The sequence below is a fragment of the Streptomyces sp. NPDC025793 genome (genome assembly GCF_055558375.1).
Window position 1 is genome coordinate 156,935 of record NZ_JBVHMR010000017.1, and the last position, 24,712, is coordinate 181,646.

Below are 24,712 nucleotides of genomic sequence, written 5' to 3' on the forward strand. Positions count from 1 at the left end.
TTCTTCAGGCCTTTCGGGAACAGGGTGCGGTCAGTGTCAGTGCTGGTAGCCGTAGACGCCGCGGGCCTGGTCGCGAACGAGGCGGCCCTTCTCCAGCTCGATGACGCGCTTGCGCATCTGGTCCACGATGTTCTGGTCGTGCGTCGCCATGATGACGGTCGTGCCCGTCCGGTTGATGCGGTCGAGCAGCTTCATGATGCCGACGGAGGTCTGCGGGTCGAGGTTGCCGGTGGGCTCGTCGGCGATGAGCAGCTTGGGCCGGTTGACGAAGGCCCGCGCGATGGCCACGCGCTGCTGCTCACCACCGGACAGCTCGCCGGGCCTGCGGTCCTCCTTGCCGCCGAGCCCGACGAGGTCGAGCACCTGCGGCACGGACTTGCGGATCTCGCCGCGGGACTTGCCGATGACCTCCTGGGCGAAGGCCACGTTCTCCGCGACGGTCTTGTTCGGCAGGAGCCGGAAGTCCTGGAACACGGTCCCCAACTGGCGGCGCATCTGCGGCACCTTCCAGTTCGAGAGGCGCGCGAGGTCCTTGCCCAGCACGTGCACCTGGCCGTGGCTGCACCGCTCCTCGCGGAGGATCAGCCGCAGGAAGGTGGACTTTCCGGAGCCGGAGGACCCCACGAGGAAGACGAACTCGCCCTTCTCCACTTCCAGGGAGACATCCCTGAGTGCGGGGTGGTTCTGCTTGGGGTAGACCTTGGAGACGTTGTCGAATCGGATCACGGATGCACCACGGGTCGCCGGGGGTAGATGAGCGTGACCATACGCGACCCGGGTGTGCAAGTGCAGTCGCGGGGAGAGCTTGGGCAAGACTTGTACGTTTTTGTACCGCGACCTGTTTGCGTCCCGTGTTCCCTCCCGTGCTTCCGCCCGCTCTCCCGGTGCCCTGCGCACCGCTTGCGGGAACCTGGCACAGTGGAGTGGGAACGTTCTCGTTCCTGTGAACGTTCCACAAGTGATGACCGGTGCAAGGAGGGCGAGCGCATGACGTACGACCGGCTGGTGTGCGCGAACTGCGCGGCGCCCGTGAGCGAGGGCCGGTGCCCGGTGTGCCGTGCCAACCGCGCGCGACTTCAGCAGGAGGGCTTCCTCGGCGGGGTGAACCCGATGGCGCTGATCGCGCTGCTGGCGGTGCTGATCACCGCGGTGGCGCTGCTGGCGCACCAGACCGCGTAGATCGGCGCGGTCGGCGCGAACAGCGCGAGAACGCCGTAGAGACGACCGAGGGCCCGGAGCGCCAAGCTCCGGGCCCTCGCGCGCACGGCGTGCGTACGCGGTGTGACCTTGGGGTCACGGTCAGGCGGCGGCGCCGCCCCGGCCGTTCATCAGACGCGGCAGCACACGGAAGCCGATGCCGCCGGCGATCATCGTCGCGGCGCCGATGAGCAGGAACTCGGTCGGACCGGCACCGGTCTCGGCGAGCTGCTTGTCACCGCCCTGGGCCTGGGCCTTGTTGCCGTTGTCGGAGCCCGTGTCGGTCAGGTTCGAGGAACCCTGGTCCTGGGTGGCGTTGTTGTTGCCGCCCTGGGGCTTGTCGTTGTTGCCGCCGGTGCTGCTCGAACCGCCGGTGCCGCCGGAGCCGCCCGTGGTGCCGGTGCCACCGGTGGAGCCGGAACCGCCGGTGGAGCTGCCACCCGAGGTGCTGGTGCCGCCGGTGGAGCTGGTGCCACCGGTGGTGCTGGAGCCGCCCGTTGTGCTGGAGCCGCCCGTGCTGCTGGTGCCACCGGTGGAGCTGGAGCCGCCCGTGGAGCTGGTGCCGCCGGTGCCGCTGTCACCACCCGTGCTGCTCGAACCCCCGGTGGAGCTGTCGCCGCCGGTGACGAGACCACCGATGGTGACGCCGCCGTTGGTCGAGGAGTCCCCGCCGGTGGCGCTGGTGCCGCCGGTGCCGGAGTCACCGCCCGTGGTGGAGGTGCCACCGGTGGTGGAGTCACCGCCGGTGGTGCTGGTACCGCCGGTGGTGCTGGTGCCGCCGGTCGAGGAGTCTCCGCCGGTCGTGGTGCCGCCGGTGGTGCAGACGGCGACCGGGCAGCCGCCGTCGGTGCCGCCGCTGTCGTTCCCGGCGTCCGTGTGCACGCCCAGGCTGATCGGGCCGGCCTGGACATCGATGCCCGCGGCGGAGGCCGCGCCGGCTGCGGTCAGTGACGCACCGGCCGCGATCACGGCGCCCGCGGCTATCCGCGCGACCCGGATCCGCGTCTTCTTCGTCATATGGTTGCTACCCCCAGTAGCTGTTCGTCAATGAGGCGGCGCGTGGGGCGTTGCCGTGATCGACGGGAGGCAGCCGGTGACGAAGCGCGTCAACTCATTCCCCCGGTTCACATGCGCCCCTCAAGTACGCATGCCGCGTGCAACTCTTCCCATTCTTCAAAGCAACGTCAAGGGCATTGCGGGCCCATTGTCCGTTGGGGGCGTTTATGCGACGGCTTGGAACCTGTAACTGTGACGTAAAACCCAGACATAACGACAACTGCCGCCTCGCGGGCGGCAGTTGTCATGTCGACAAAGTCACTTCTCCTGCTGCTTGCGCCAGCGAATGCCGGCCTCCAGGAACCCGTCGATCTCGCCGTTGAACACGGCCTCCGGGTTGCCGACCTCGAACTCGGTGCGCAGGTCCTTGACCATCTGGTAGGGGTGCAGGACGTACGAACGCATCTGGTTGCCCCAGGAGTTGCCGCCGTCGCCCTTGAGGGCGTCCATCCTGGCCTGCTCCTCCTGGCGGCGGCGCTCCAGCAGCTTGGCCTGGAGGACGTTCATCGCCGTGGCCTTGTTCTGGATCTGGGAGCGCTCGTTCTGGCAGGAGACCACGATGCCGGTGGGGAGGTGGGTCAGCCGCACCGCGGAGTCGGTGGTGTTCACGCCCTGGCCGCCGGGGCCGGAGGAGCGGTAGACGTCCACCCGCAGCTCGGACTCGTCGATCTCGATGTGATCGGTCTGCTCGACCACGGGCAGCACCTCGACGCCCGCGAAGGAGGTCTGACGGCGGCCCTGGTTGTCGTAGGGGGAGATGCGCACCAGACGGTGCGTGCCCTGCTCGACGGAGAGGGTGCCGTAGGCGTACGGCGCCTGGACGGCGAAGGTCGTCGACTTGATGCCGGCCTCTTCCGCGTACGACGTCTCGATCAGCTCGGTCTTGTAGCCGCGCTGCTCGGCCCAGCGCAGGTACATGCGCTGGAGCTTCTCGGCGAAGTCGGCGGCGTCGACACCGCCGGCCTCGGCGCGGATGTTGACGAGCGCCTCACGGGAGTCGTACTCGCCGGACAGGAGGGTGCGGACCTCCATCTCGTCCAGCGACTTCCTGACGGAGGCCAGCTCGGACTCGGCCTCGGCACGGGTGTCCGGGTCGTCCTCCTCCTCGGCCATCTCGAAGAGGACGGCGAGATCGTCGATCCGGCCGCGCAGCGCCTCCGCCTTCCTGACCTCGGCCTGGAGGTGGGAGAGCTTGCTGGTGATCTTCTGCGCCTCGTCCGGGTTGTCCCACAGGGACGGCGCGGCCGCCTGCTCCTCGAGCACGGCGATATCTGCCCTCATCTTTTCGAGGTCCAGGACGGCCTCGATCGACTCCATGGTCGAGGAGAGGGACTTCAGCTCTTCGGATACATCGACGACTGCCACGCCTCCAGCGTAACGGCTGTGGCAAGGAGCCCGGGCAGGGCGCGGTCAGGGCGCCTGCGTGCTGTGGGTGTCCCGGGCCGGCCCGTCGTCGCCGGAGGAGGAGGCCGCGTAGGCGCCGACGCCCACCACCGCCGCCACGACCGCTCCGGCCACGCCGAGCGTGATCCGGCGCCGGCGCACCACCGCCCGGTGGCGTGCCGAACCCGGCCGGGGCGCACCGGTGGCCCGGGGAACGCGCGCGGTCCCGTGGGCGCCGCCGGCCAGCTCGTCCGGGCCCGGCACCCGCATCGAGGTGTGCGTGTCCCGGTTGGAGTCCGGCTTGGCGCCCGGCACCAGCGAGACCGCGCCCCGGCGCCGGGCCGGCTCGGCCGGCGCGGCCGCCGGTTCCTGCTCCGCCGCCTCCTCGGCCTGGTCCGGCTCATCGACCTCCAGCGGCGGCATCCCTGCCAGCGTCGGGAGCTGCTCGCGCAGCCGTGCCGCGAGCTCCGAGGCCCGCAGCCGGGAGGCGGGCGCCTTGGCCAGGCACTGCACGATCAGCTGCCACAGCTCCTCGGGGATGCCGGGGAGCGGGACGACGGTCTCGGTGACATGGCGGCGCAGCACCGCGCCCGGGTGGCCGCCGCCGAACGGGGTGAAGCCGGCCAGCAGCTCGTACAGGACGGTGGCGAGGGCGTAGATGTCGACGGACGCGCGCGGGGGCAGGCCCTCGACGATCTCCGGGGCCAGGTAGTCCGGCGTGCCGATGATCTTCGTGGCCTTGGTCCGCTTCGGCGAGTCGATCAGCTTGGCGACGCCGAAGTCCGTCAGCAGGGCGGGGTGCGACCCGCCCGGCCCCAGGGGCCCCTGCATGTCGAGGAGGACGTTCTCGGGCTTGACGTCCCGGTGGACGACCCCGGCGGCGTGGGCCGCCGCGAGCGCGTCGGCGACGTCGGCGACGATCGCCACGGCCGACTCGGGGGCGAGCCGTCGCTCGCGCTCCAGCCGGGTGCGCAGGTCGGTGCCGCGTACCAGGTCCATGACCAGGGCCAGGTCGTTGCCGTCGACCACGAGGTCGCGCACGGTGACGATGTGCGGGTGCTCCAGGCCGAGCAGCGCGGTGCGCTCCTGGACGAAGCGTCCGACGAGCTCCTGGTCGGAGGCGAGGTCCTCGCGCAGCATCTTGATGGCGACGGGTCCGTCCGGCCCCTCGCCCAGCCACACCGTGCCGGCGCTGCCCCGCCCCAGGATCTGGTTCGCGGTGTACCGGCTGCCGATCTTCCGTGCCAAGACTGCTCCTACAGGCGCGCGTTGTCGCGTGGTGTCGTCAAAACTACGCGTCCGAGGAGCCAACCTTCACCGCGGAGACGGAAATCACCCGCCAGATGTCGACAAATCCGCAAACTCGCGGTCGGGTTGCGGGCGTTCCGGGATCAATTGCCCGACGAGCCGCCGAGATCCTTCGCCCACTTGCTGACCTGACCGACCCAGTGGCTCACCTCGTGCCAGTAGCTGCGCCCCTGGCCGATCCAGGTGTGCAGCGGGGTCAGTTCGTAGATCAGCCAGCTCGCCACGACCAGGATGACGATCGTGAACAGGCAGCCCTTCAGGCAGCCGAGCCCCGGGATCTTCATCGGGTTGGCGCTGCGCCGGCGCGGTTCCCGCGGCTCGCGCGCGGGGCGCTGCGGCTCCGGGGCGTACCGCTGCGGCTGCTGCGGCGGGGCGTACTGCTGGGGCTGCTGCTGTCCGTAGCCGTAGCCCTGCTGGTAGCCCTGCTGCCGGCCGCGCGACTGCGGCTGCTGGGGGCGGGCCTGGGGGGCCTGGCGCGGCTGCTGCTGGGGCCGGGCGACCTGGCGCTGCGGCCGGTGGCGCAGCGGGTCGTCCTCCGGGGCCAGGTACTGGACCTGCGTCTGTTCGTTGCGGTCCCGGGCGGCGCGCAGCTGGTTCTGCCAGGGGTGCGGCTGGTCGGGCTGCTGTCCCTGCGGGCCGGTGCCCGGCAGCACCGCCGTCGGGTCGGCGGCCCCCGTGTTCGGCAGTACGGCGGTGGGGTCGGCGGCGCCGACCGGGCCGCCGGTGTGCGGCAGGACGCTCGTCGCGGCACTCGGGTCGTACGCCTGCGGGGCGTTCGTCGGCAGCACCTGGGTGGGATCGGCGGCGCCGGGCACGCCCGGTACGGCCGTCGGCGCCGGGTCCGGGGCGAGCAGCATGCCCACGCCCTCCGCGGCCGCGATCTGCGCCGCGTTCGCGTGCACGCCGATGCCCTCGGCGACGACGCGCAGCCCGCGCGCGAGGCTCTCGGCGCTCGGCCGGTCGTCGGGGTTCTTGCGCAGGCAGCGCTCTATGACCGTCCACAGCGGGTCCGGGACGGTGGAGGGCCGGCGCGGCTCGGCGCTCAGGTGCTGGTGCAGGACTTCGAGCGCGGTGCTGCCGGAGAACGGCGGGCGGCCGGTGACCAGCTCGTACAGCAGGATGCCGGCGCCGTAGATGTCGACCGCGGAGGTCTGCGGGCGGCCCTCGGCGGACTCCGGCGCCACGTACGCGGGCGTGCCGACGAACTCGCTGGTGCGGGTCAGTCCCGGGGAGTCGGCGAGGCGGGCGATGCCGAAGTCGGTCAGCATCGGGTGCATCCGGCCGTCGTTCTGCGCGAGCAGCACGTTGGCGGGCTTCAGGTCGCGGTGTACGACCCCGTCGGCGTGGCTCGCGGCGAGCGCGTCGGCGATCTGGGCCGTCAGCAGCGCGGCGGCGACCGGCGTGAGCGGGCCGTTCTCGCGCAGGTAGCGGTGCAGGTCGGGGCCGTCGACGAGGTCCATGACCAGGGCCAGCAGATCACCCTCGACGACCAGGTCGCGGACCCGGACGATGTTGGGGTGGGTGAGCCGGAGCAGCACGGAGCGCTCGCGCAGGAAGCGCATCACGATGTCCGGGTCGCTCGCCAGCTCCTCCTTGAGGACCTTGATCGCGAGCGTCTCGCCGGGCTGCCCGGGCACGGCCGCCTCCGCGCCCGCGGTCTCCCGCTGGCGGGCACGCCAGACGGTGCCTGTGGCGCCGCGTCCGAGCGGCTCCTCAAGCAGGTACTTGCTGCCGACTGGCCGCACGTCACGCGCTCCCTGCTGCTTGCTTGCCTTCACTGCCGGTGTTCCGACCCACTGTAGTGCCGCCTTCCTGGGCACTACGTAAGCGTTCCCGAGGATGTTCGATGTGTTCGACGGAAAGACGCGCGCACCGGTGTGTCGGTTGCCGGGGAGCGGACGTGACCGATCTCAAGTGATCACCGGCGAACCATTGGTCAGGCACTTTTGGGGGCAGAGCCGACCAATCAAGATCACTTGTTACCGGGTGCGGGGCGCGGTGTCAGTGGCAGGTGCGAGGATGCCTTCCAGTACTGGCCGACGTGCTCGTGTTGGGGTGGGGATGCAGATCCGGCTGACCGTCGTAGACCCGCTGGGCCCGGCCCCGCAGCGGGGCCGCGCCGCGAGCCGCGACGTGCTGGTCACGGCGCCCACGGGCACGGATCTGGCCGCGGTCGCGTCCGCGCTGGCCGGGGCGGTCGGCGCGGAGGGCGGCCAGGGCCAGGCCGCCTCCGGCCCGGGCCTCGTCCTGTACGCCGGCACCGAGCGCCTGGACCCGCGCCGCTGCACCCTCGGCGAGCCCCCACTGGTCGACGGCGCCGTGCTGTCCCTCGGCGCTCCCGCGGCGGCCGAGCCGCACCCCGAGCTGGACGACGCGCCCACCCAGCTGCACGTCGTCGCGGGTCCGGACGCGGGCGGGGTCCATCTGCTGCACGGCGGCCGGATCAGCGTGGGCCGCTCGGCCGACGCCGACGTCCCCCTGGACGACCCCGACGTCTCCCGGCTGCACTGCGCGGTCACGGTCGGCGCCGACGGCCGCGTCTCGGTCGCCGACCTCGGCTCCACGAACGGCACGGTGCTCGACGGCGTGCGGATCGGCGAGCGGCCGGTGCGGGTCCCGGCCGGAGGGCTGCTGCGCATCGGCGAGTCGGCCCTGCGGGTCACCCCGGCCGCCGGGCCGGGGGCGCGGGTGGGCACGGTGCCGGACGGGGAGGGGTGCCTGCGGGTCCCCGGCGACGCGGCGCACGACAGCGCCCCGGACACCTCGCCGGGCGCGGGCGGCGCCCGCGCCGACGGCGGTGTCTCCGGGGGCGCGGGACCGGAGCACGGGCGTGCGGAGTCGCCCCTGGTGCCCGGGCAGGGCGGGGCACCGCGGATCGAGAGCGCGCGCGACACGGCTTTCGGCGGGGACACGCACGCGGGGCGCTTCGGCATCGCCGGGGCGGGCGAACCGCCGGGCGGCGGCCGGAAGAACACCCCCGTCCGGGGCACCGACGCCCCGCACAGCGCCCGGCGCCGCGGGCTCGGCAAGTGGGCCCGGCGCCTGGCCGGGGGCCGGGCGGAGCATCCGGAGGGCGCGGAGTCGTACGACACCGAGGCGGACCGCTCCCCCGGCACCGCCCCCGTGGCCGACGCCCCGCGGCAGCCGGAGACCTGGCCGGATCCCGCCGCCCTGCTGCTGACGGCGCTCGGTCCCGGGCCCCGGCTGTGGGAGCGCGGGCCGGGCCACACGGAGGCGCTGACCGTGCGGGTCGGCACGGCCGACCGGAGCACGCCGGACGGCTCGGGCCTGCTGCCCGCCGTGCCGGTGACGGCGGCGCTGCGCGAGGCGGGCTCGCTGGGCCTGGCCGGTCCGCGCCCCCGGCTGTCCGGGCTGGCCCGCGCGGTGCTGGCCCAGCTCGCCGCGATGCACTCCCCCGATCTGCTGGAGATCGTGCTGATCAGCGCCGACCGCTCCCGGCCCGTCGAGGAGCGCACGGCCGAGTGGTCCTGGCTGGGCTGGCTCCCGCACGTGCGGCCGGGCCACGGCCAGGACTGCCGCCTCCTGCTGGCCTACGACCGCGAGCAGGCCGCGGCCCGCGCGGAGGAGCTGCTGCGCCGGCTGGACGACCACACGGCCACGGGCAGAAGCGCGGCCCGCCCCGCCGGTGCCCCGGCGCCCGGCACCGGCGGCACAGCGCCGGGCACCGCAGCCGTGCGCGCCACGCTCCCGGAGCCCCTCGCCCCGACCTCACCGGCGGGTCCCGCCCAGAGCACCCCGCCGGGCGCCCCCGCCGCACCCGGTACCGCGGCCCACCCCGGCGGCCCGGCCGCACCCGGCGCCTCCGGTACGTCCGCCGCCCTGGTCCGGGACGCCGCGCCGGACGCCCCGGGCCTCCCCCCGTCCGGCTCGCCCTCACCCGCGCCGCGCCGGTCCGCCCACGGCTCGGCCGCCGTGGCGCACGGCCTGCCCGCCCATGAGCAGGCGGCCGGCCACCCCCTGCCCGGCGTCACGGGGCACACCGCCTTCCCCGCCGCCGAGCGCCGCCCCTCCTGGGCGAAGGACGGCGCGGATCTCGCCGATACCGGCGGTTTCCCCGGCCCCTACACGGTCGTCGTCGTGGACGGCGACCCCGGCGGGACCGCCCTGCGGGAAGCTCTCGCGCGGCTGGCCGTGGCCGGGCCGCGGGTCGGGGTGCACGTGGTGTGTCTCGCCGAGACCGGCCCCGCGTCGGCGGAGTCCCCCATGGCGGCGACGTACGAGGCGGCCTGCGCGGCGACGCCGACGTTGCGGCACTGCGGTGCCGTGGCACTGCTCGGCGGGGACGTCGCGACCGCGCTGCATCTGGTGCGGGTCGCGCCCGGCGGGCCGGTGGGTCCCGGAGTGCTCGCCGCCGTCGACGCCGTCTCCGGCGCCTGGGCGGAGCGGTTCGCGCGGGCGCTGGCGCCGCTGCGGCCGGACGGCCCGGTCGTCGAGCCGCACGCGCGCGTGGCCACGCCGTTGCCCCAGTCGGCCCGCCTGCTGGACGAGTTGGGGCTGGCCCGGGCCACCCCGGCGTCGCTGATGGCGCGCTGGGCGGACGCCGCCGACGACACGCAGGCGCTCGGCGGCCGGGCGCGGGCGGTGCTCGGTGCCGGGCCGCGCGGGCCGCTCACCGCCGACCTGGTGGCCGACGGGCCGCATCTGCTGGTCGAGGGGCCGGCCGGCAGCGGTCGTACGGAGCTGCTGCGCTCCCTGGTGGCCTCGCTGGCCGCCGCCGAGCGGCCGGACCGGCTGGGCGTCGTGCTGATCGACGGGCGGGACGGGGTCGGGGGCGGCGCCGGGCGCGGTGAAGGGCTGCGCGCGTGCACCGACATACCGCATGTCACCACTCACCTCATCGCCAACGACCCCGTGCGGATGCGGGAGTTCGCCCAGTCGCTGGCCGCCGAGCTGAAGCGGCGCGCGGAGCTGCTGGGCCGGTCGGACTTCGCCGAGTGGCACGCGGGGCGCACGCTGTCGGGCCGTATCGTCGCGCAGCGCACGGCCTCGGCCGGTTCCTCCGGGGACATAGAGGCCCCGCCCAGCTCCACCCTGCGGCTGCGGCCGGGCGCCGCCGCGCGCGGGCGGGCCGAGGCGGCACCGCCGTTGCCCCGGCTCGTGGTGGTCGTCGACGATCTGGACGCGCTGGTCTCGCCCGCGCTCGGCTCGCCCGGCCGGCCCGCCGCGGGGTCGGTGATGCGGGCGCTGGAGGCGGTGGCCCGGGAGGGCGAGCGGCTCGGCGTGCACCTGGTGGCGGCGGCCGGTGCGGGGGGCCGTACGGCGGAGACGGAGCCGGCGCGCCGGGCCACGCTGCGGGTCGTGCTGGACGTCCCGACGACGGGTCCGGACGAACCGGCGCCGGGGCGCGGCCGGTTGGCGGCACCCGGCGGCCGGGCCACCGGATTCCAGGCGGGCCGGGTGACGGGCCGTATCCCGCGCACCGCGACCCAGCGGCCCACGGTCGTCCCGCTGGACTGGGCCCGCATGGGCGACCCGCCGGCCCGCCGGCCGGTGCGGGAGCTGGGCAACGGCCCCACGGACCTGGCGCTGCTGGCGAGCGCGGTGGAGCGGGCGGCCCGGGAGGTGTCGGCGGCCCAGGTGCCGTCCCTGCTCTGACCGCCCCCTCGCGCCGACGCGCGTTTCACGGTCGGCTCGAACCCGCTCGCATACACTCTCGGTCACGAGCCGGTCACGATGACCGCTCCGGCCCCGCAGGCGCTCTTGCCCGCCATGAGCGGCCCGTCGTACACCGGACCGCACGGGACAGTCTTCTTGACGTTCAACGGAGAACGACGAACGGGGAAGTGATGCGCAGCAGCAGCACCATCCGGACACGCAGGACCGTCACCACGGTCGCCGCCCTGCTCGCGGGAGCCCTCGCGCTCTCCGCGTGCTCCGGCGGCGGCGACAAGAGCGACACGGGGAAGCAGGGCGGCGGGACCACCCCGACCGGTTCCACCGTCAGCCTCCCCAAGCTGAACGGCGCCACCCTGGAGATCGCCGCCGTCTGGACCGGCCAGGAACAGAGCAACTTCAAGCAGGTGCTGGCCGAGTTCGAGAAGCGGACCGGCGCGAAGGTCACCTTCGTGCCCGCCCAGGACCCGATCATCAACTTCCTCGGCTCGAAGATCGCGGGCGGCCAGCCGCCGGACGTGGCGATGCTGCCGCAGCCCGGCGCCATCAAACAGGCCGTGCAGCAGAAGTGGGCCAAACCGCTCGGGGCGGACGCCCTGAAGGAGCTGCGGAAGAACTACTCACAGGGCTGGCAGGACATCGGCAAGGTCGACGGCAAGCAGTACGGCGTCTACTACAAGGCCGCCAACAAGTCGCTGATCTGGTACAACGCCAAGGTCTTCGCGAACGCGGGCGCCAAGGAACCGAAGACCTGGAAGGACCTGCTGACCACCGCGCAGGCGGTCTACGACTCCGGGGTCACGCCGTTCTCGGTGCCGGGCGCGGACGGCTGGCCGCTGACGGACTGGTTCGAGAACGTCTATCTGTCCCAGGCGGGGCCCGCGAAGTACGACCAGCTCACCCAGCACAAGATCAAGTGGACGGATCCGTCGGTCAAGCAGGCCCTCGAAACGCTCGCGCAGATCTGGGGCAAGAAGGACTCCCTCGCGGGCGGGCAGAGCGGGGCGCTGCAGACCGAGTTCCCGGCCTCGGTCACCCAGACCTTCACCGGCGGCGACCAGCCGAAGGCCGCGATGGTCTACGAGGGCGACTTCGTGCAGGTCAACATCGGTGAGACCAAGGCGAAGGTGGGCACGGACGCGAAGGTGTTCCCGTTCCCCGCGGTCGGCGCGAGCGCGCCCGTGGTCTCCGGCGGCGACGCGGCGGTCATCCTGAAGGACTCCAAGGCGGCCCAGGCCCTGGTCACCTTCCTCGCCTCCCCGGACGCGGCGACGATCCAGGCCAGGCTCGGCGGCTATCTCTCGCCGAACAAGAACGTGCCGATCTCGGCGTACCCGAACGAGGTGCAGCAGAAGATCGCCAAGGCGCTGATCGCGTCCGGTGACGACTTCCGCTTCGACATGTCCGACCAGGCGCCGCAGGCCTTCGGCGGCACCCCGGGCAAGGGTGAGTGGAAGGACCTCCAGGACTTCCTGCGCAACCCGTCGGACGTGGCGGGCACCCAGGCGAAGCTGGAGAAGGACGCGGCGGCGGCGTACGGAAGCGGGAGCTGACCCGGCGATGGCGTCGGCAGCGGCGGCCGGGACCCCACCGGGTCCCGGCGCACCCCCCTCCGCCAAGAGCCGCAAGAGCGTGACCGGCACCCGCCGGGCCGTGGCAGCGCTGTTCCTGCTGCCCGCCCTGGTGCTGCTCGGCGCGCTCGTGGTCTACCCCATCGGGTACTCGCTGGTCCGCAGTTTCGTGGACAACTCCGGCCACGGCTTCGCCGGAGGCGACAACTACAAAACGCTCTTCTTGGACGACAGCATCCGCACAGCCTTCAAGAACAACGTCATCTGGGTGGTGTTCGCGCCGACGGTCTCCACCGCGCTCGGCCTGGTCTTCGCGGTGCTGACCGAACGGGTGCGCTGGGGAACGGCGTTCAAGCTGGTCGTCTTCATGCCGATGGCGATCTCGATGCTGGCGGCCGGGATCATCTTCCGGCTGGTGTACGACCAGGATCCGCACAAGGGCGTCGCGAACGCGGTGTGGGTGGGGGTGCACGACACCTTCGCGCAGTCGTCGGCGTTCCCGAACGCCCACCCGGGCCGCGAGTCGCCCCTCGTCGCTCAGCAGGGCGGCTTCATCACCAAGGCGGCCGTACACACGGGCCAGAGCGTCACCCTCCCCCTCGTCGGCGTCGCCCCCGACCAGATGCCGGACGGCGCGAAGAGGGCCGTGGCCGCGAGGCCGGAGCCGGGGAAGATCACCGGCACCACCTGGCAGGACTTCACCCGCGGCAAGGGCGTCGGCCGGCTCGGCGTGCCCGACCCGTCCGAGCTGGGCTACGCCGGGATGCGGATCGAGGCGGTGAAGGACGGCGGGGTGGTCGCCTCCACCAAGGCCGCCGGCGACGGCACCTTCACGCTGCCCGCGTCCGCCGAAGGGGCCCGGCTCAGGCTTCCGGCGAGCAACTTCAGGGAGCCGTACAACGGAGTCTCGTGGCTCGGCCCGACGCTGGTCACCCCGGCGATCATCGGGGCGTACGTCTGGATGTGGGCGGGCTTCGCGATGGTGCTGATCGCGGCCGGACTCGCGGGCGTGCCCCGGGAGTTGCTGGAGGCGGCGCGGGTGGACGGCGCCACCGAGTGGCAGGTGTTCCGCAAGGTCACCGTGCCGCTGCTGGCGCCCGTCCTCGCGGTCGTCACCGTCACGCTGATGATCAACGTGCTGAAGGTGTTCGACCTCGTCTACATCATCGCCCCGGGCTCCTCCCAGGCCGACGCGAACGTGCTCGCCCTGGAGCTGTACCGCAGGGGCTTCGCCGAGGACCAGCCGGGCGTCGCGAGCGCCATCGCGGTGCTGCTGCTGGTGCTGGTGATCCCGGTGATGGCGTTCAACATCCGGCGGCTGCGGCGGGAGCGGGAGGTACGGCGATGACGGCGACCGCCAAGAGCACGACGAAAGCCGGACCCGCCCGGACGGCGGGGGCGAAGGAGTCCCTCGGCTCGCGCATCGCGCAGCGGCTCGGCGGCGGCCTGGTCCGCGTCTTCCTGATCCTCGTGGGCCTGTTCTGGCTGGTGCCGACCGTCGGTCTGCTGCTGGCCTCGCTGCGCTCCCCGCAGGACATGAGCGCGAGCGGCTGGTGGACGGTGTTCACCAAGCCGTCCCAGCTGACCTTCGACAGCTACCAGAAGCTGCTGGAGAACGGCGACATCACCAGTTCCCTGTGGAACACCGTGCTGATCACCGTCCCGGCGACGGTCCTGGTCGTCGTGGTCGGCTCCCTCGCGGGCTACGCGTTCGCGTGGATGGACTTCCCGGGCCGGGACTGGTGGTTCCTGGGCGTGGTGAGCCTGCTGGTGGTGCCGGTGCAGGTGGCGCTGATCCCGATCGCCGAACTGTTCGGGAAGATCGGCCTGTTCGGGACGATCTTCGGCGTGATCCTGTTCCACACCGGCTTCGGGCTGCCGTTCGCGGTGTTCCTGCTGCGGAACTTCTTCGCGGAGATCCCGCGCGAGCTGCTGGAGGCGGCCCGGCTGGACGGCGCCGGTGAACTGCGGCTGTTCGCCCGGGTGGTGATGCCGCTCGGCGGGCCCGCGATCGCGAGCCTCGGCATCTTCCAGTTCCTGTGGGTGTGGAACGACATGCTGGTCGCGCTGGTGTTCACCAAGTCGGGCACCCAGCCGATCACGGTCGCCCTGCAGACGCAGGTACGGCAGTTCGGCAACAACGTCGACGTGCTGGCGCCCGGCGCGTTCATCTCCATGGTGATCCCGCTGGCCGTGTTCTTCGCGTTCCAGCGGCAGTTCGTGTCCGGGGTGATGGCGGGCGCGGTGAAGTAGCGGTCCTGCAGCGGCCCTCTGCCGAAGGGCGGGCCTCTGCCGAGGGGCGGACCTCTGCCGAAGGGCGGACCTCTGCCGAAGGGCGGACCTCTGCCGAAGGGCGGGACTCTGCCGAGGGGCGGGTCTCTGCCGAGGGGCGGGCCTCACCGGGCCCGCCCCTTCGCCGTTCCCGCGCGGTCCCCCACATGCCGTACGCCGCCGTAACCAATTCACTCCAACGGCCGTTCCTGGTCAGACCCCCGCGCCGATCGACCACCGATGGATGCCCCTTGCCCAGGTTCAGTGTCATTGTCCCCGCGTACCAGGTCCAGGCCTATCTGTCCGAGTGCCTGGACTCGGTGCTCACGCAGTCGTGTGCGGATCTGGAACTGATCGCCGTGGACGCCTGCTCACCGGATGCCTGCGGCGCGCTCATCGACGAGTACGCGGCCGGGGACGCGCGCGTGAAGGCCGTCCACCTGGCGGAGGACCAGGGGCTCGGCAGCGCCCGGAACGCGGGGATGGCGGAGGCGGGCGGCGAATACCTGGTCTTCCTGGACGGCGACGACGCGCTCGCCCCGGACGCGCTGCGGGCGCTCGCCGAACGGATCGAGGAGACCGGGGAGCCGGACGTCCTCGTGTACGACTACGCGCGCACGTACTGGGACGGCCGCCAGGTGCGCAACCGGCTCGCCGGCCGGCTCGCCGGGGAGGGCCCCGCGCCGTTCCGGCTGGCCGACCGGCCGGCCGTGCTCAGGGTGCTGACGGTGGCCTGGAACAAGGCCTGCCGGCGGGAGTTCGTCGAGCGGCACGGCTTCGCCTTCCCGCCGGGCTCCTACGAGGACACCCCCTGGACCTTCCCGGTGCTCATGGCAGCGGAGTCGATCGCCACCCTGGACCGGGTCTGCGTGCACTACCGGCAGCGGCGCCGGGGCAGTGTCCGCGCCGGCGCCGCCCGTCGCCACTTCGACCTGTTCACGCAGTACGACCGGGTGTTCGCGTACCTTGCGGAGCATCCCGAACTGGACCGGTGGCGGCCGGAGTTGTTCCGTCGGATGATCGACCACTACGCGGCGGTGTGCACCAGGCGGGGCCGGCTGCCGCGCGGCAGCCACGCCGAGTTCCTGCGCCGGGCCCGCGCCCACTACCGCCAGTACCGCATCCCCGGCGCCCGGATGCGGCCGCGCCACGCCCTGGTCCGCTTCGGGCTGCGCCGCACCTTCCGCGCGCTCCGGCTGGCCTCGGCCGCGCGCCGGCGCGCGCTGAGGACGGCGGTGAAGCTGGCCCGCGCCCTGCACGCGGGGGCACTGCGGCTGCACTACCGCGTCCAGCTGCGGCTGCCGGTGCGCGCCGACCGGGCGGTGTTCTCCGCCGAGGCGGGCCCCGGCGACCCGGGTGCGCTGGAGGAGGCGCTGCGCGCCCACGCCCCGCACATCCGGACCGCGTGGCTCGCCCGCCCCGAGCAGCGGCACGCCCTCCCACCGGGCCCGCGCCACATCCGTCCCGGCACGGCCGCCTACTGGACGGCACTGGCCCGCTCCGCGTACCTGGTCACGGACGACGCCCTGGAGCGGCGGCTGCGCAAGCGGCGCGGGCAGGTGGTGATCCGGACCGGACAGGGCACGCCGCTCGGGCACATGGGCCTGGACCTGCTGGAACGCCCGGCGGCGGCCCGGGACACCGACTTCGCGGCGCTGATGCGGGCCGTCGACCAGTGGGACCACGTCCTGTCCGGCAACCGGCACGCGACGCTGGTCTGGGAGCGGGTCCTGCCGGGCCGGTACCGCACGCTGGAGTACGGCGCCCCGCGCAACGACGTCTTCCAGCGGGCGACCTCGGCGGACGTGACCCGGCTGCGCGAGTCGCTCGGCGTCCCGCCCGGCGCGGTCGCGATCCTGTACGCGCCGGCCCACCGCGACCACCGGCGCACCCAGGGCCCGCTGATCGACCTGGCGGAGATCGCCCGCCGCCTCGGCCCGCGCTTCGTGATCCTGGCGCGCACGCCCTACGACCCGGGCGCCGGGGGCGGCCGGATCATCGACGTCCGCGACCACCCGAGCGTGCCGTCCCTCTGCCTGGCCTCGGACGCGCTGCTCACCGACTACGCGTCGCTGATGTTCGACTACGCGTGCCTGGACCGGCCGATCGTCGTGCACACCGCCGACTGGGCGGCGTACGAGGCGGCCCGTGGCGCCTACTTCGACCTGCGGGCGTTCCCGCCGGGCGCGGTCGCGCGCAGCGAGGACGAGCTGGCCGACATCTTCGCGAGCGGCCACTGGCGCGGCTCGCGCTCGGCCCAGCTGCGGGCGGCGTTCCGCGAGCGCTTCTGCCCGTACGACGACGGGCGCGCCGCCGAACGCGTCGTACGGCATGTGGTGCTCGGCCAGCCGCCGGAGGCGCTGCCGGCGGTGGTGCCGCTCGCGGAGCGCCATCCGGTGCCGTCGGCCTGCACACGCGCCCCGGCGGTCACCGTGCCGCAGCCTTCCGGGGGTGTGCGGGTCACTCGATGACGAGGTCGACCTCGATGTTGCCGCGGGTGGCGTTGGAGTAGGGGCAGACCTGGTGAGCGGTCTCGACCAGCTTGCGGCCGGTCTCCTCGTCCACGGTGTCGGGCAGCTCGACGCGCAGCGTCACCTTCAGCCCGAAGCCCTCGCCCTGCTTGCCGATGCCCACCTCGGCGGTCACCGCGGCGTCGCTGACGTCGACCTTCGCCTGCCGGCCGACGAGACCGAGCGCGCTGCCGAAGCACGCGGCGTAACCGGCGGCGAAGAGCTGCTCGGGGTTGGTCCCCTCGCCGTTGCCGCCCAGCTCGACCGGCGGGGCCAGCTTGAGGTCGATCTTGCCGTCGGAGGAGACGGCACGACCGTCGCGGCCGTGGGTGGCGGTGGCGACAGCGGTGTAGAGCGCGTCCATGAGAACCATTCCCTTTACGGAGTCGGTGTTCCGGCGGCCACCTGTCCTGGCCGCCTCACGACCACAAGTAGAGCACACAACTAAATTGTGCGCAATCGAATGACCCGCGAGAGCTACCCTGGACCCATGACCGCCACGACCCCCACCACCGACACCGTCGGCGCCCCCGCGGACGCCGAGTCCGACTGGCTCCGCCTGGACCGCCAGATCTGCTTCTCCCTGCACGCCGCGTCCCGCGCCTTCAACGGCGTCTACCGCGTCGTCCTCAAGGACCTCGGACTCACCTACCCGCAGTACCTGGTGATGCTGGTGCTGTGGGAGCAGGGCGACCTGCCGGTCAAGCAGCTCGGCGAACATCTGCGGCTCGACTCCGGCACGCTGTCTCCGCTGGTCAAGCGGCTGGAGGCGGCCGGTCTGGTACGCCGGGAGCGCAGCGCCGAGGACGAGCGCTCGGTCCGGGTCCGGCTCACCGAGGAGGGCACGGCCCTGCGCGAACGGGCCCGGGAGGTGCCGCGCCGCATCGTCGCCGCGACCGGCTTCGACCCGGCCGAGATCGCCGACCTGCGCGACCGCCTGGACCAGCTCACCGGCACGCTGGACGCGGCGGCGCTGGCGAGCCGGGGCGGGGGCTCGCCCGCGACGGGCTCGTGACGGCTGCCGCAGTACTCTCGTTCATCCGGTTGTGGCGCACGGCACAGGTGATGAAAAGAGGACGCAAAAAGCGGAACCCGAGGCCGATTCCGATCATCTTCCGGGCCGAGCCGTAAGCCTTTCTTAACCGGGTATTACCGAAGATTTCTACGCTCCCGGCCCGTGGACCCCATGCGACCTGACCCGCACAGCACGCCTGAGCCAACCGAGACGCCCACCGCACCGGCACGGCCGGCGCAGGTCGGTGTGATCGTCATCGGCTACAACGACGCCGCTCATGTGGGCGATGCCGTGCGCTCGGCGCTCGCGCAGGGTCCGGCCGTCGCCGAGGTCGTGGCCGTGGACGACTGCTCCACGGACGGCAGCGCCGACCTGCTCGACCGGCTGGCCGCCGAGGAGCCCCGGCTGCGGGTGGTGCGCCGCGAGGTGAACAGCGGCGGCTGCGGCAGCCCGCGCAACGACGGCATCGAGGCGGTGACCGCACCGTACGTGATGTTCCTGGACAGCGACGACGTGCTGCCGGCCGGTGCGGTGGACGCGCTGCTGGCGGCGGCCACGGGGGCGCGTGCCGAGGTCACGGGCGGACTGTGCGTGCGCCGGGAGCTGCCCTCGGGGCGCGAGACGCCCTGGCAGGAGCCCCTCTACACGGCGCACACGGTCCTCGCGCGCCCCACCGAGCGCCCCCGACTGGTCCACGACACGCTGTGCGTCAACAAGCTGTACCGCACCGACTTCCTGCGCGAACACGGCATCCGCTTCCCCGACGGCCGCTTCCTCTACGAGGACATCGTCTTCACCTCGCGCGTGCTGGCCGCCGACCCGCGCATGGCGCTCGTCCCGGACCGCGTGTACGTGTGGCACGTGCGCCGGTCCGCCGAACGGCTGTCGCTCTCGCTGGACCGGGAGCGCATCGAGAACTGGCAGGCGCGCACGGAGGCGTGCGCGCTGGCGTACGAGACGCTGCTGAACGCCGGGCAGAAGGAGCTGGCGCGGGCGGCGCGGGCGAAGTTCCTCGACCACGAGGTGCGGATGTACGCGCGCGAACTGGGGCTGCGCGACGCGGACTACCAGCGCGCGTGGTGGACGCACACCAAGGAGTACCTCGCGCGCTACGACGCCGCCGACTGGGAGCTGGACCCGGGGGCGCCGGGCCGCGTGCTCGCGCGCGTCGTCCTTGCGGCGCCCGAGCCGCGCGACCTGCCGCGCCTGCGGGAGCTCGCCGCGCGCCCGGCGCGTCTGCTGCCGCCGTACGCCCGCGACGGCGACGGTCTCCCCGTCTGGTCCGCGGACCTCCCCCAGGTCTCCCTGACGCCGCTCCTGACCCGCCCCACCGCTACCCTGCCGATCACGGTGGACGCGGAACTGGACGCACGCGCGCGTGGCGCGCGGGTGCGCCTGCGGCTGCACGAGCTGTACGGCCGGGTCGCCGAGGCCGGGCCGGGCGGGCTGGACGTGGAGTGGGTGGCGCGCGAGAACCGCGAGAACCGCGCGGACATCGAGCACACGCGGGGGCGTACGACGGTCCCGCTCATCCCCTCCGGCACGGGCGCGAACGCGGATGCCGACGCGGGCAGTTGGACGGCCGAGGTGCCGGTCGATCTGGCGGTGCTCGGCGCGGGCACCTGGGATCTGCGGCTCACCGTGCACTTCGCGGACGGCGCGCGGCGGGAGATCACGGCGCACGCCACGACGGGCGCCGGCCGGCTGCGCCGCCGCGCCGTCCCGAGCCTGCGGCACGGTGTGCTACTGGTGCAGCCGTACGCGACGCACTCCGGCGCGCTGGCCGTGCGGCTGGCGAGCGGCGTGGGCGGCGCGGCACGGGTGGCGCGGAGGCGCCTGAAGCGCCTGAAGCGCCGGTAAACAGCCGGTACGCACGCGTGTACCGTCACGCACCCCCACATCTGCTGCTTCACTGAGAGACGCCCGCTGCTCCACCGAGCGGTTCCACGGGCCAACGGACAAGAGGACGGCCTTTCCATGACCTGGCTGATCACCGGCGGTGCCGGATACATCGGGGCACACGTCGTACGAGCGATGACCGAGGCGGGCGAGCGCACGGTCGTGTACGACGACCTGTCCACGGGCATCGCCGAGCGCCTGCCGGCGGACGTCCCGCTGGTGCGGGGCTCCACGCTGGACGCGGAGCTGGTGGCCCGCACCCTCGCCGAGCACGAGATCAGCGGGGTCGTGCACCTCGCGGCGAAGAAGCAGGTGGGCGAGTCGGTGGACCTCCCGCTGCACTACTACCGGGAGAACGTGGAAGGCCTGCGGGTGCTCCTGGAGGCGGTCACGGCGGCGGAGGTGCCGTCCTTCCTGTTCTCCTCCTCGGCGGCGGTCTACGGCATGCCGGACGTCGACCTGGTGACGGAGGAGACCCCCTGCGTCCCGATGTCCCCGTACGGCGAGACGAAGCTGGCCGGTGAGTGGCTGGTCCGTGCGACGGGCAAGGCGACGGGCCTGTCCACCGCGTCCCTGCGCTACTTCAACGTGGCGGGCGCGGCCACCCCCGAACTCGCCGACACCGGGGTCTTCAACCTGATCCCGATGGTCTTCGAGAAGCTCACCGAGGGCGCGCCGCCGCGCATCTTCGGCGACGACTACGCCACACCGGACGGCACCTGCGTGCGCGACTACATCCACGTGGTCGACCTGGCCGAGGCGCACGTGACCGTCGCCCGCGCCCTGAGCTCCGCCCCCGGCACGGACCTGACCCTGAACATCGGCCGCGGCGAGGGCGTGTCGGTGCGCGAGATGATCGACCGCATCAACGCGGTCACCGGCTACGACCGTCCCCCGACGGTCACCCCGCGCCGCCCCGGCGACCCCGCGCGTGTCGTCGCCTCGGCGGAGCGCATCGCCACGGAACTGGGCTGGCAGGCCAAGTACGACGTCCAGGACATGATCACCTCGGCCTGGGAGGGCTGGGTCCACCACCACCCCGAGGCGGCCCGTGACTAGCCTGCGGGCGTGACCGCCGGTTCCCGCCCCGCGCGTCTCGCCGACCGCGCCCTCGGCGCCGTACTCGGCTCGGCCGTGGGCGACGCCCTCGGAGCGCCCTTCGAGTTCGGCCCCGAGGGCGCGTTCTCCGCCCGCTTCCCCCGGCCGGGCGCGGGCGGCGAGATGTGCGGGGGCGGCGGCTGGGACCCGGGCGAGGCCACGGACGACACGCAGCTGGCGGTCCTGACCGCCGCGTCCCTGCTGGAGCGCGGCCGCCTGGACCTGCCGGACGTCTTCGCCCGCTTCCGGCGCTGGGCGACCGCCGGCCCGAAGGACATCGGCCTCCAGACGGAGGCCGTCCTGACCGGCGGCGACCCGTGGGACACGGCCGCCCTGCGCCACTTCCAGGTCAGTCAACGGGCCGCCGGCAACGGCGCGTTGATGCGGGCGGCACCCTCGGCGGTCCGCTTCGCCCGGCACGGCCGCGACGCGACGATGACCGCCGCCCGCCGCCTCTCCGCCCTCACACACGGGGATCCGGCGGCCTGGGAGGGCACGGCCGTCCTGCACGAGCTGGTCCGGGTGGCCCTGGCGGGGGCGGACCCGCTCACGGCCGTACCGGACACCCTGAGCGCCCTGCACCCCGCCCACCGTGAGCGCTACGCCGTGGTCCTCGCCCCCGACTGGCACCCCGATCAGGCGACGGAATTCAACGGCGCCGTCTGGCCGTGCCTGGGCTCGGCGGTCTGGGCCCTGCGGACCACGGGCTCGTACGAGGAAGCGGTCCGCGCGGCGGTCGACCTCGGCGGTGACACGGACACGGTGGCGGCGGTCACCGGCGCGCTGGCGGGCGCGGTGTACGGCCTGAGCGCGATCCCGGCCCGCTGGACCGAACCCCTGCACGTACCGCTGCCGGGCTTCGGCGCTCGCGTGCTGCGGGCCGCGGACCTGACGGAACTGGCCCACGGGCTCCTCGCCCCGTAGCCCACGCGACCCCCGCGCCGCGCGTCTACAGAGCCTTCAGCGCGCCCGCCGTGGCCCGGGCCAGACTCTCCAGGTAGCCCTTCGGCGGCTTCGGGGACCTGATCACCACCGCGCGCCAGTACAGGGGGCCCGAGACCAGGTCCAGGGCGAGGTCGGGGTCGATGCCGGGCCGGACCTCGCCCCGCGACTCCGCCGCCGCGAGGATCTTGCTGGCCACGCCCTCCTGGCCGTCGCGCAGGGCCTTCTGGAAGGCCTCGGCGATCTCGGGGTTGCGGGCCGCCTCGGCCTGGAGGTCGGGGATGATCTGCGAGGCCACCGGATGGCGCAGGGCGCGGGACGTGACCTCGTACAGGAGGCGGAGGTCGCTCTCCAGAGCGCCCGTGTCCGGGGCCGGGAGGCCCAGGACCGCCATCGCCGAGACCACGTCGAGCACCAGGTGCAGCTTGGAACGCCACCGGCGGTACACGGCGGTCTTGCCGACGCCCGCCCGGCGCGCGATGCCCTCGATGGACATGCGGGCGTAGCCCACCGCCGCGAGCTCCTCGAAGACCGCGGCCCGGATGGCCTCGGTCACGTCCTCCCGGAGCACGGCGGCCCCGGCAGGCGTCCTGCGGCGTGCACGCTTCGGGATCTCGTCGGCGTTCGTCGTCATGACTCACAGCATAGGTGCGCGACGACGATACGGTTGCGTTCCGACGTCGATTGGCTCTAGTCTCGCGTTGCGACGATACGGTCTCGTCCCGACGTAAGAGAACGTGAAGAGAAGCGTAAGGAAACATCGGACGACCGTCTCGACGCGCCCCGGCGGCCGGCCGGACGCGCACCCCCCTCCCCCGAGCGAAAGCAGCGGATGTGAGCCAGGTCCTCGACACACCGCCCCCCACCCAGGTCCCGGAAGACGATCTCTCGGCCCTCGCCGCCCGGCACGGCCTGACGGTCAGCGGTGCCCGCCCGACCCTGCCCGAGTACGTCCGCCAGCTGTGGAACCGGCGCCACTTCATCACCGCCTTCGCCACCGCCAAGCTCACCGCGCAGTACAGCGAGGCGAAGCTCGGCCAGGTCTGGCAGGTCATGACGCCGCTGCTGAACGCGGTGGTCTACTACTTCATCTTCGGCGTGCTGCTCAACTCCAAGAAGGGCGTGCCGGACTACATCCCGTTCCTGGTCACGGGCGTGTTCGTGTGGACGTTCACGCAGAGCTCGATCCAGGTCGGCACCCGGGCGATCTCCGGCAACCTCGGCCTGGTGCGCGCCCTGCACTTCCCGCGCGCCGCCCTGCCGATCTCCTTCTGCATCCAGCAGCTCCAGCAGCTGCTGTTCTCGATGGCCGCGCTGGTCGTCATCGTGCTCTGCTACGGCCTGCCGATCACCATCGGCTGGCTGCTGGTGATCCCCACACTGGTCCTCCAGTTCGTGTTCAACGCGGGCATGTCGCTGCTCATGGCGCGGATGGGCGCCAAGACCCCCGACATCGCCCAGCTGATGCCGTTCATCCTGCGCACCTGGATGTACATGTCCGGCGTGATGTGGAGCATCAGCAAGCTCACCAAGAGCGACCACCTGCCGCACATCGTCACGATCCTGCTGGAGAGCAACCCGGCCGCGGTCTACATCGACCTCATGCGCTACGCGCTGATCGCCAGCTTCCACGCCAAGCAGTTGCCCCCGCACGTGTGGCCGCTCGCCGTCGGCTGGGCCCTGGTCGCCGGCGTCGGCGGCTTCATCTACTTCTGGAAGGCAGAGGAGAAGTACGGCCGTGGCTGAGCAGACTCCCCAGAACCCCGAACTCCCAGGCAACGAGGCCGAGTCCCCCGAGGCACGCGCGATGCGCGAGCGGTACGAGCGCCTCGCGAAGGCCAAGACGGTCCCCACGATCGTGGTCGACAACGTCGACATCGTCTACCGCGTCCACGGCACCGGCTCCGGCCGCGGCTCCGCCACCGCCGCCCTCAACCGCATCATGCGCCGCAAGCAGGCCGAGAAGGCGGCGGGCGTGCGCACGGTGCACGCCGTGAAGAAGGTCTCGTTCGTCGCCTACAAGGGCGAGGCGGTCGGCCTGATCGGCACCAACGGCTCCGGCAAGTCGACCCTGCTCAAGGCGATCGCCGGCGTGCTCCCGGTGGAGAACGGCCACATCTACACCAACGGCCAGCCCTCGCTCCTCGGCGTCAACGCGGCTCTGATGAACGACCTCACGGGCGAGCGCAACGTCTGGCTCGGCGGCCTCGCCATGGGCATGTCCCGTGAAGAGGTCAGGGAGCGATATCAAGACATCGTCGACTTCTCCGGGATCAACGAGAAGGGTGACTTCATCACCCTTCCGATGCGCACGTACTCCTCCGGTATGGCCGCGCGTCTGCGTTTCTCCATCGCCGCCGCCAAGGACCACGACGTCCTGCTGATCGACGAGGCCCTCGCCACCGGCGACCGCAGGTTCCAGATGCGCTCCGAGGACCGGATCCGCGAGCTGCGCGAGAAGGCGGGCACGGTGTTCCTGGTCAGCCACAACAACAAGTCGATCCGCGACACCTGCGAGCGGACCATCTGGCTGGAACGCGGCGAGCTGCGCATGGACGGTCCGACCGAGGACGTCATGAAGGAGTACGAGGCCTTCAGCGGCGAGAAGGGCGCCAAGAAGAAGGCGGCCTGACCCCCCGGGTAAGCGGCCCGCAAGGGCTTGAGTAAGCAGATCACAAGAACGACAGTAAGAAGGCGGCTGGAAAGTTACGTCGGGAGAAACCCCAGGCCGCGGAAGTTCGTCTTCCACTCTGGGCCCCTCATCCGGCCGCCCTCTTACTCCACCCCGGTTATCCTTTTCATACGCTTAGTGACAGTATGTTATGAAG

19 protein-coding genes are annotated in these 24,712 nt (G+C 72.8%); 12 read left to right on the forward strand and 7 right to left on the reverse strand.

All coding sequences use genetic code 11. From position 1 onward, the window contains the following. Positions 1-36: 36 nt before the first annotated feature. Positions 37-726 (reverse strand): cell division ATP-binding protein FtsE, encoded by a 690-nt coding sequence (gene ftsE / locus ACZ4MF_RS29335; protein ID WP_071377746.1) that lies wholly within the window; start codon positions 724-726, stop codon positions 37-39. A gap of 261 nt (positions 727-987) precedes the next feature. Here ftsE and ACZ4MF_RS29340 point away from each other — a divergent pair, with 261 nt between their 5' ends. Next, positions 988-1,179 carry a hypothetical protein gene (locus ACZ4MF_RS29340; RefSeq protein WP_356031677.1) on the forward strand — a complete coding sequence of 64 codons (192 nt, stop codon included), beginning with the start codon at positions 988-990 and terminating at the stop codon, positions 1,177-1,179. A gap of 120 nt (positions 1,180-1,299) precedes the next feature. Here the strand turns inward: ACZ4MF_RS29340 and ACZ4MF_RS29345 are convergent, their stop codons facing one another. The 4 genes from ACZ4MF_RS29345 to ACZ4MF_RS29360 form a co-directional block, all read right to left on the reverse strand. Continuing rightward, complete coding sequence (locus ACZ4MF_RS29345; protein WP_467494858.1) at positions 1,300-2,214, reverse strand: hypothetical protein; 915 nt, start codon at positions 2,212-2,214, stop codon at positions 1,300-1,302. A 297-nt stretch (positions 2,215-2,511) separates the two neighbouring features. Continuing rightward, on the reverse strand, positions 2,512-3,618 hold the full coding sequence (prfB, locus tag ACZ4MF_RS29350; protein ID WP_467494859.1) for a peptide chain release factor 2: 1,107 nt from the start codon (positions 3,616-3,618) through the stop codon (positions 2,512-2,514). A gap of 45 nt (positions 3,619-3,663) precedes the next feature. Then, complete coding sequence (locus ACZ4MF_RS29355) at positions 3,664-4,884, reverse strand: serine/threonine-protein kinase (protein WP_467494860.1); 1,221 nt, start codon at positions 4,882-4,884, stop codon at positions 3,664-3,666. Between the two features lie 143 nt (positions 4,885-5,027). Beyond that, positions 5,028-6,689, reverse strand: coding sequence for a serine/threonine-protein kinase (locus ACZ4MF_RS29360; protein ID WP_467494861.1), 1,662 nt, complete (start codon positions 6,687-6,689; stop codon positions 5,028-5,030). 316 nt (positions 6,690-7,005) lie between these two features. Here ACZ4MF_RS29360 and ACZ4MF_RS29365 point away from each other — a divergent pair, with 316 nt between their 5' ends. From ACZ4MF_RS29365 to ACZ4MF_RS29385, 5 genes are all read left to right on the forward strand, one after another. Beyond that, positions 7,006-10,560: an FHA domain-containing protein gene (locus tag ACZ4MF_RS29365; protein WP_467494862.1), complete on the forward strand. Its 3,555-nt coding sequence runs from the start codon at positions 7,006-7,008 to the stop codon at positions 10,558-10,560. A gap of 191 nt (positions 10,561-10,751) precedes the next feature. Then, the gene (locus ACZ4MF_RS29370; RefSeq protein ID WP_467494863.1) at positions 10,752-12,131 is read left to right on the forward strand and encodes an ABC transporter substrate-binding protein; all 1,380 of its coding nucleotides are present in this window, start codon (positions 10,752-10,754) and stop codon (positions 12,129-12,131) included. Between the two features lie 7 nt (positions 12,132-12,138). Continuing rightward, positions 12,139-13,497, forward strand: coding sequence for a carbohydrate ABC transporter permease (locus ACZ4MF_RS29375; protein ID WP_467494864.1), 1,359 nt, complete (start codon positions 12,139-12,141; stop codon positions 13,495-13,497). Further along, on the forward strand, positions 13,494-14,402 hold the full coding sequence (locus tag ACZ4MF_RS29380) for a carbohydrate ABC transporter permease (RefSeq protein WP_467494865.1): 909 nt from the start codon (positions 13,494-13,496) through the stop codon (positions 14,400-14,402). Before ACZ4MF_RS29375 ends, ACZ4MF_RS29380 begins: the two co-directional genes overlap by 4 nt. Before the next feature lie 269 nt (positions 14,403-14,671). Beyond that, a complete protein-coding gene (locus ACZ4MF_RS29385; RefSeq protein WP_467494866.1) occupies positions 14,672-16,891 on the forward strand; it encodes a bifunctional glycosyltransferase/CDP-glycerol:glycerophosphate glycerophosphotransferase in 2,220 nt (739 codons plus the stop codon). On the opposite strand, the gene ACZ4MF_RS29390 is transcribed toward ACZ4MF_RS29385, so the two are convergent. Then, positions 16,881-17,294 carry an organic hydroperoxide resistance protein gene (locus ACZ4MF_RS29390; RefSeq protein WP_467494867.1) on the reverse strand — a complete coding sequence of 138 codons (414 nt, stop codon included), beginning with the start codon at positions 17,292-17,294 and terminating at the stop codon, positions 16,881-16,883. The two genes, ACZ4MF_RS29385 and ACZ4MF_RS29390, sit on opposite strands and share 11 nt — an antisense overlap. A 126-nt stretch (positions 17,295-17,420) precedes the next feature. Between ACZ4MF_RS29390 and ACZ4MF_RS29395 the strand changes: the two genes are divergently transcribed. From ACZ4MF_RS29395 to ACZ4MF_RS29410, 4 genes are all read left to right on the forward strand, one after another. After that, complete coding sequence (locus tag ACZ4MF_RS29395) at positions 17,421-17,945, forward strand: MarR family winged helix-turn-helix transcriptional regulator (protein ID WP_467494868.1); 525 nt, start codon at positions 17,421-17,423, stop codon at positions 17,943-17,945. Between the two features lie 171 nt (positions 17,946-18,116). Continuing rightward, a complete protein-coding gene (locus ACZ4MF_RS29400) occupies positions 18,117-19,805 on the forward strand; it encodes a glycosyltransferase family 2 protein (RefSeq protein ID WP_467494899.1) in 1,689 nt (562 codons plus the stop codon). Between the two features lie 117 nt (positions 19,806-19,922). Further along, a complete protein-coding gene (gene galE, locus ACZ4MF_RS29405; protein ID WP_356031697.1) occupies positions 19,923-20,903 on the forward strand; it encodes a UDP-glucose 4-epimerase GalE in 981 nt (326 codons plus the stop codon). 9 nt (positions 20,904-20,912) lie between these two features. Then, positions 20,913-21,866 (forward strand): ADP-ribosylglycohydrolase family protein, encoded by a 954-nt coding sequence (locus tag ACZ4MF_RS29410; RefSeq protein WP_467494869.1) that lies wholly within the window; start codon positions 20,913-20,915, stop codon positions 21,864-21,866. A 25-nt stretch (positions 21,867-21,891) separates the two neighbouring features. Here the strand turns inward: ACZ4MF_RS29410 and ACZ4MF_RS29415 are convergent, their stop codons facing one another. Next, a complete protein-coding gene (locus ACZ4MF_RS29415) occupies positions 21,892-22,518 on the reverse strand; it encodes a TetR/AcrR family transcriptional regulator (RefSeq protein ID WP_467494870.1) in 627 nt (208 codons plus the stop codon). Positions 22,519-22,718: 200 nt separating this feature from the next. Between ACZ4MF_RS29415 and ACZ4MF_RS29420 the strand changes: the two genes are divergently transcribed. Together ACZ4MF_RS29420 and ACZ4MF_RS29425 are read left to right on the forward strand one after the other, a co-directional pair. Further along, entirely contained in the window at positions 22,719-23,630 is a 912-nt protein-coding gene (locus tag ACZ4MF_RS29420) for an ABC transporter permease (protein WP_467494871.1), read from the forward strand. Positions 23,631-23,691: 61 nt separating this feature from the next. Further along, on the forward strand, positions 23,692-24,516 hold the full coding sequence (locus ACZ4MF_RS29425; protein ID WP_467494900.1) for an ABC transporter ATP-binding protein: 825 nt from the start codon (positions 23,692-23,694) through the stop codon (positions 24,514-24,516). Positions 24,517-24,712: the final 196 nt, after the last annotated feature.

Coding starts and splice junctions, on each gene's coding strand:
- ACZ4MF_RS29340 (WP_356031677.1), top strand. CDS start 988: ATGACGTACGACCGGCTGGTGTGCGCGAACTGCGCGGCGCCCGTGAGC.
- ACZ4MF_RS29345 (WP_467494858.1), bottom strand. CDS start 2,214: ATGACGAAGAAGACGCGGATCCGGGTCGCGCGGATAGCCGCGGGCGCC.
- ACZ4MF_RS29365 (WP_467494862.1), top strand. CDS start 7,006: ATGCAGATCCGGCTGACCGTCGTAGACCCGCTGGGCCCGGCCCCGCAG.
- ACZ4MF_RS29370 (WP_467494863.1), top strand. CDS start 10,752: ATGCGCAGCAGCAGCACCATCCGGACACGCAGGACCGTCACCACGGTC.
- ACZ4MF_RS29375 (WP_467494864.1), top strand. CDS start 12,139: ATGGCGTCGGCAGCGGCGGCCGGGACCCCACCGGGTCCCGGCGCACCC.
- ACZ4MF_RS29380 (WP_467494865.1), top strand. CDS start 13,494: ATGACGGCGACCGCCAAGAGCACGACGAAAGCCGGACCCGCCCGGACG.
- ACZ4MF_RS29390 (WP_467494867.1), bottom strand. CDS start 17,294: ATGGACGCGCTCTACACCGCTGTCGCCACCGCCACCCACGGCCGCGAC.
- ACZ4MF_RS29395 (WP_467494868.1), top strand. CDS start 17,421: ATGACCGCCACGACCCCCACCACCGACACCGTCGGCGCCCCCGCGGAC.
- ACZ4MF_RS29400 (WP_467494899.1), top strand. CDS start 18,117: ATGCGACCTGACCCGCACAGCACGCCTGAGCCAACCGAGACGCCCACC.
- galE (WP_356031697.1), top strand. CDS start 19,923: ATGACCTGGCTGATCACCGGCGGTGCCGGATACATCGGGGCACACGTC.
- ACZ4MF_RS29415 (WP_467494870.1), bottom strand. CDS start 22,518: ATGACGACGAACGCCGACGAGATCCCGAAGCGTGCACGCCGCAGGACG.
- ACZ4MF_RS29425 (WP_467494900.1), top strand. CDS start 23,692: ATGCGCGAGCGGTACGAGCGCCTCGCGAAGGCCAAGACGGTCCCCACG.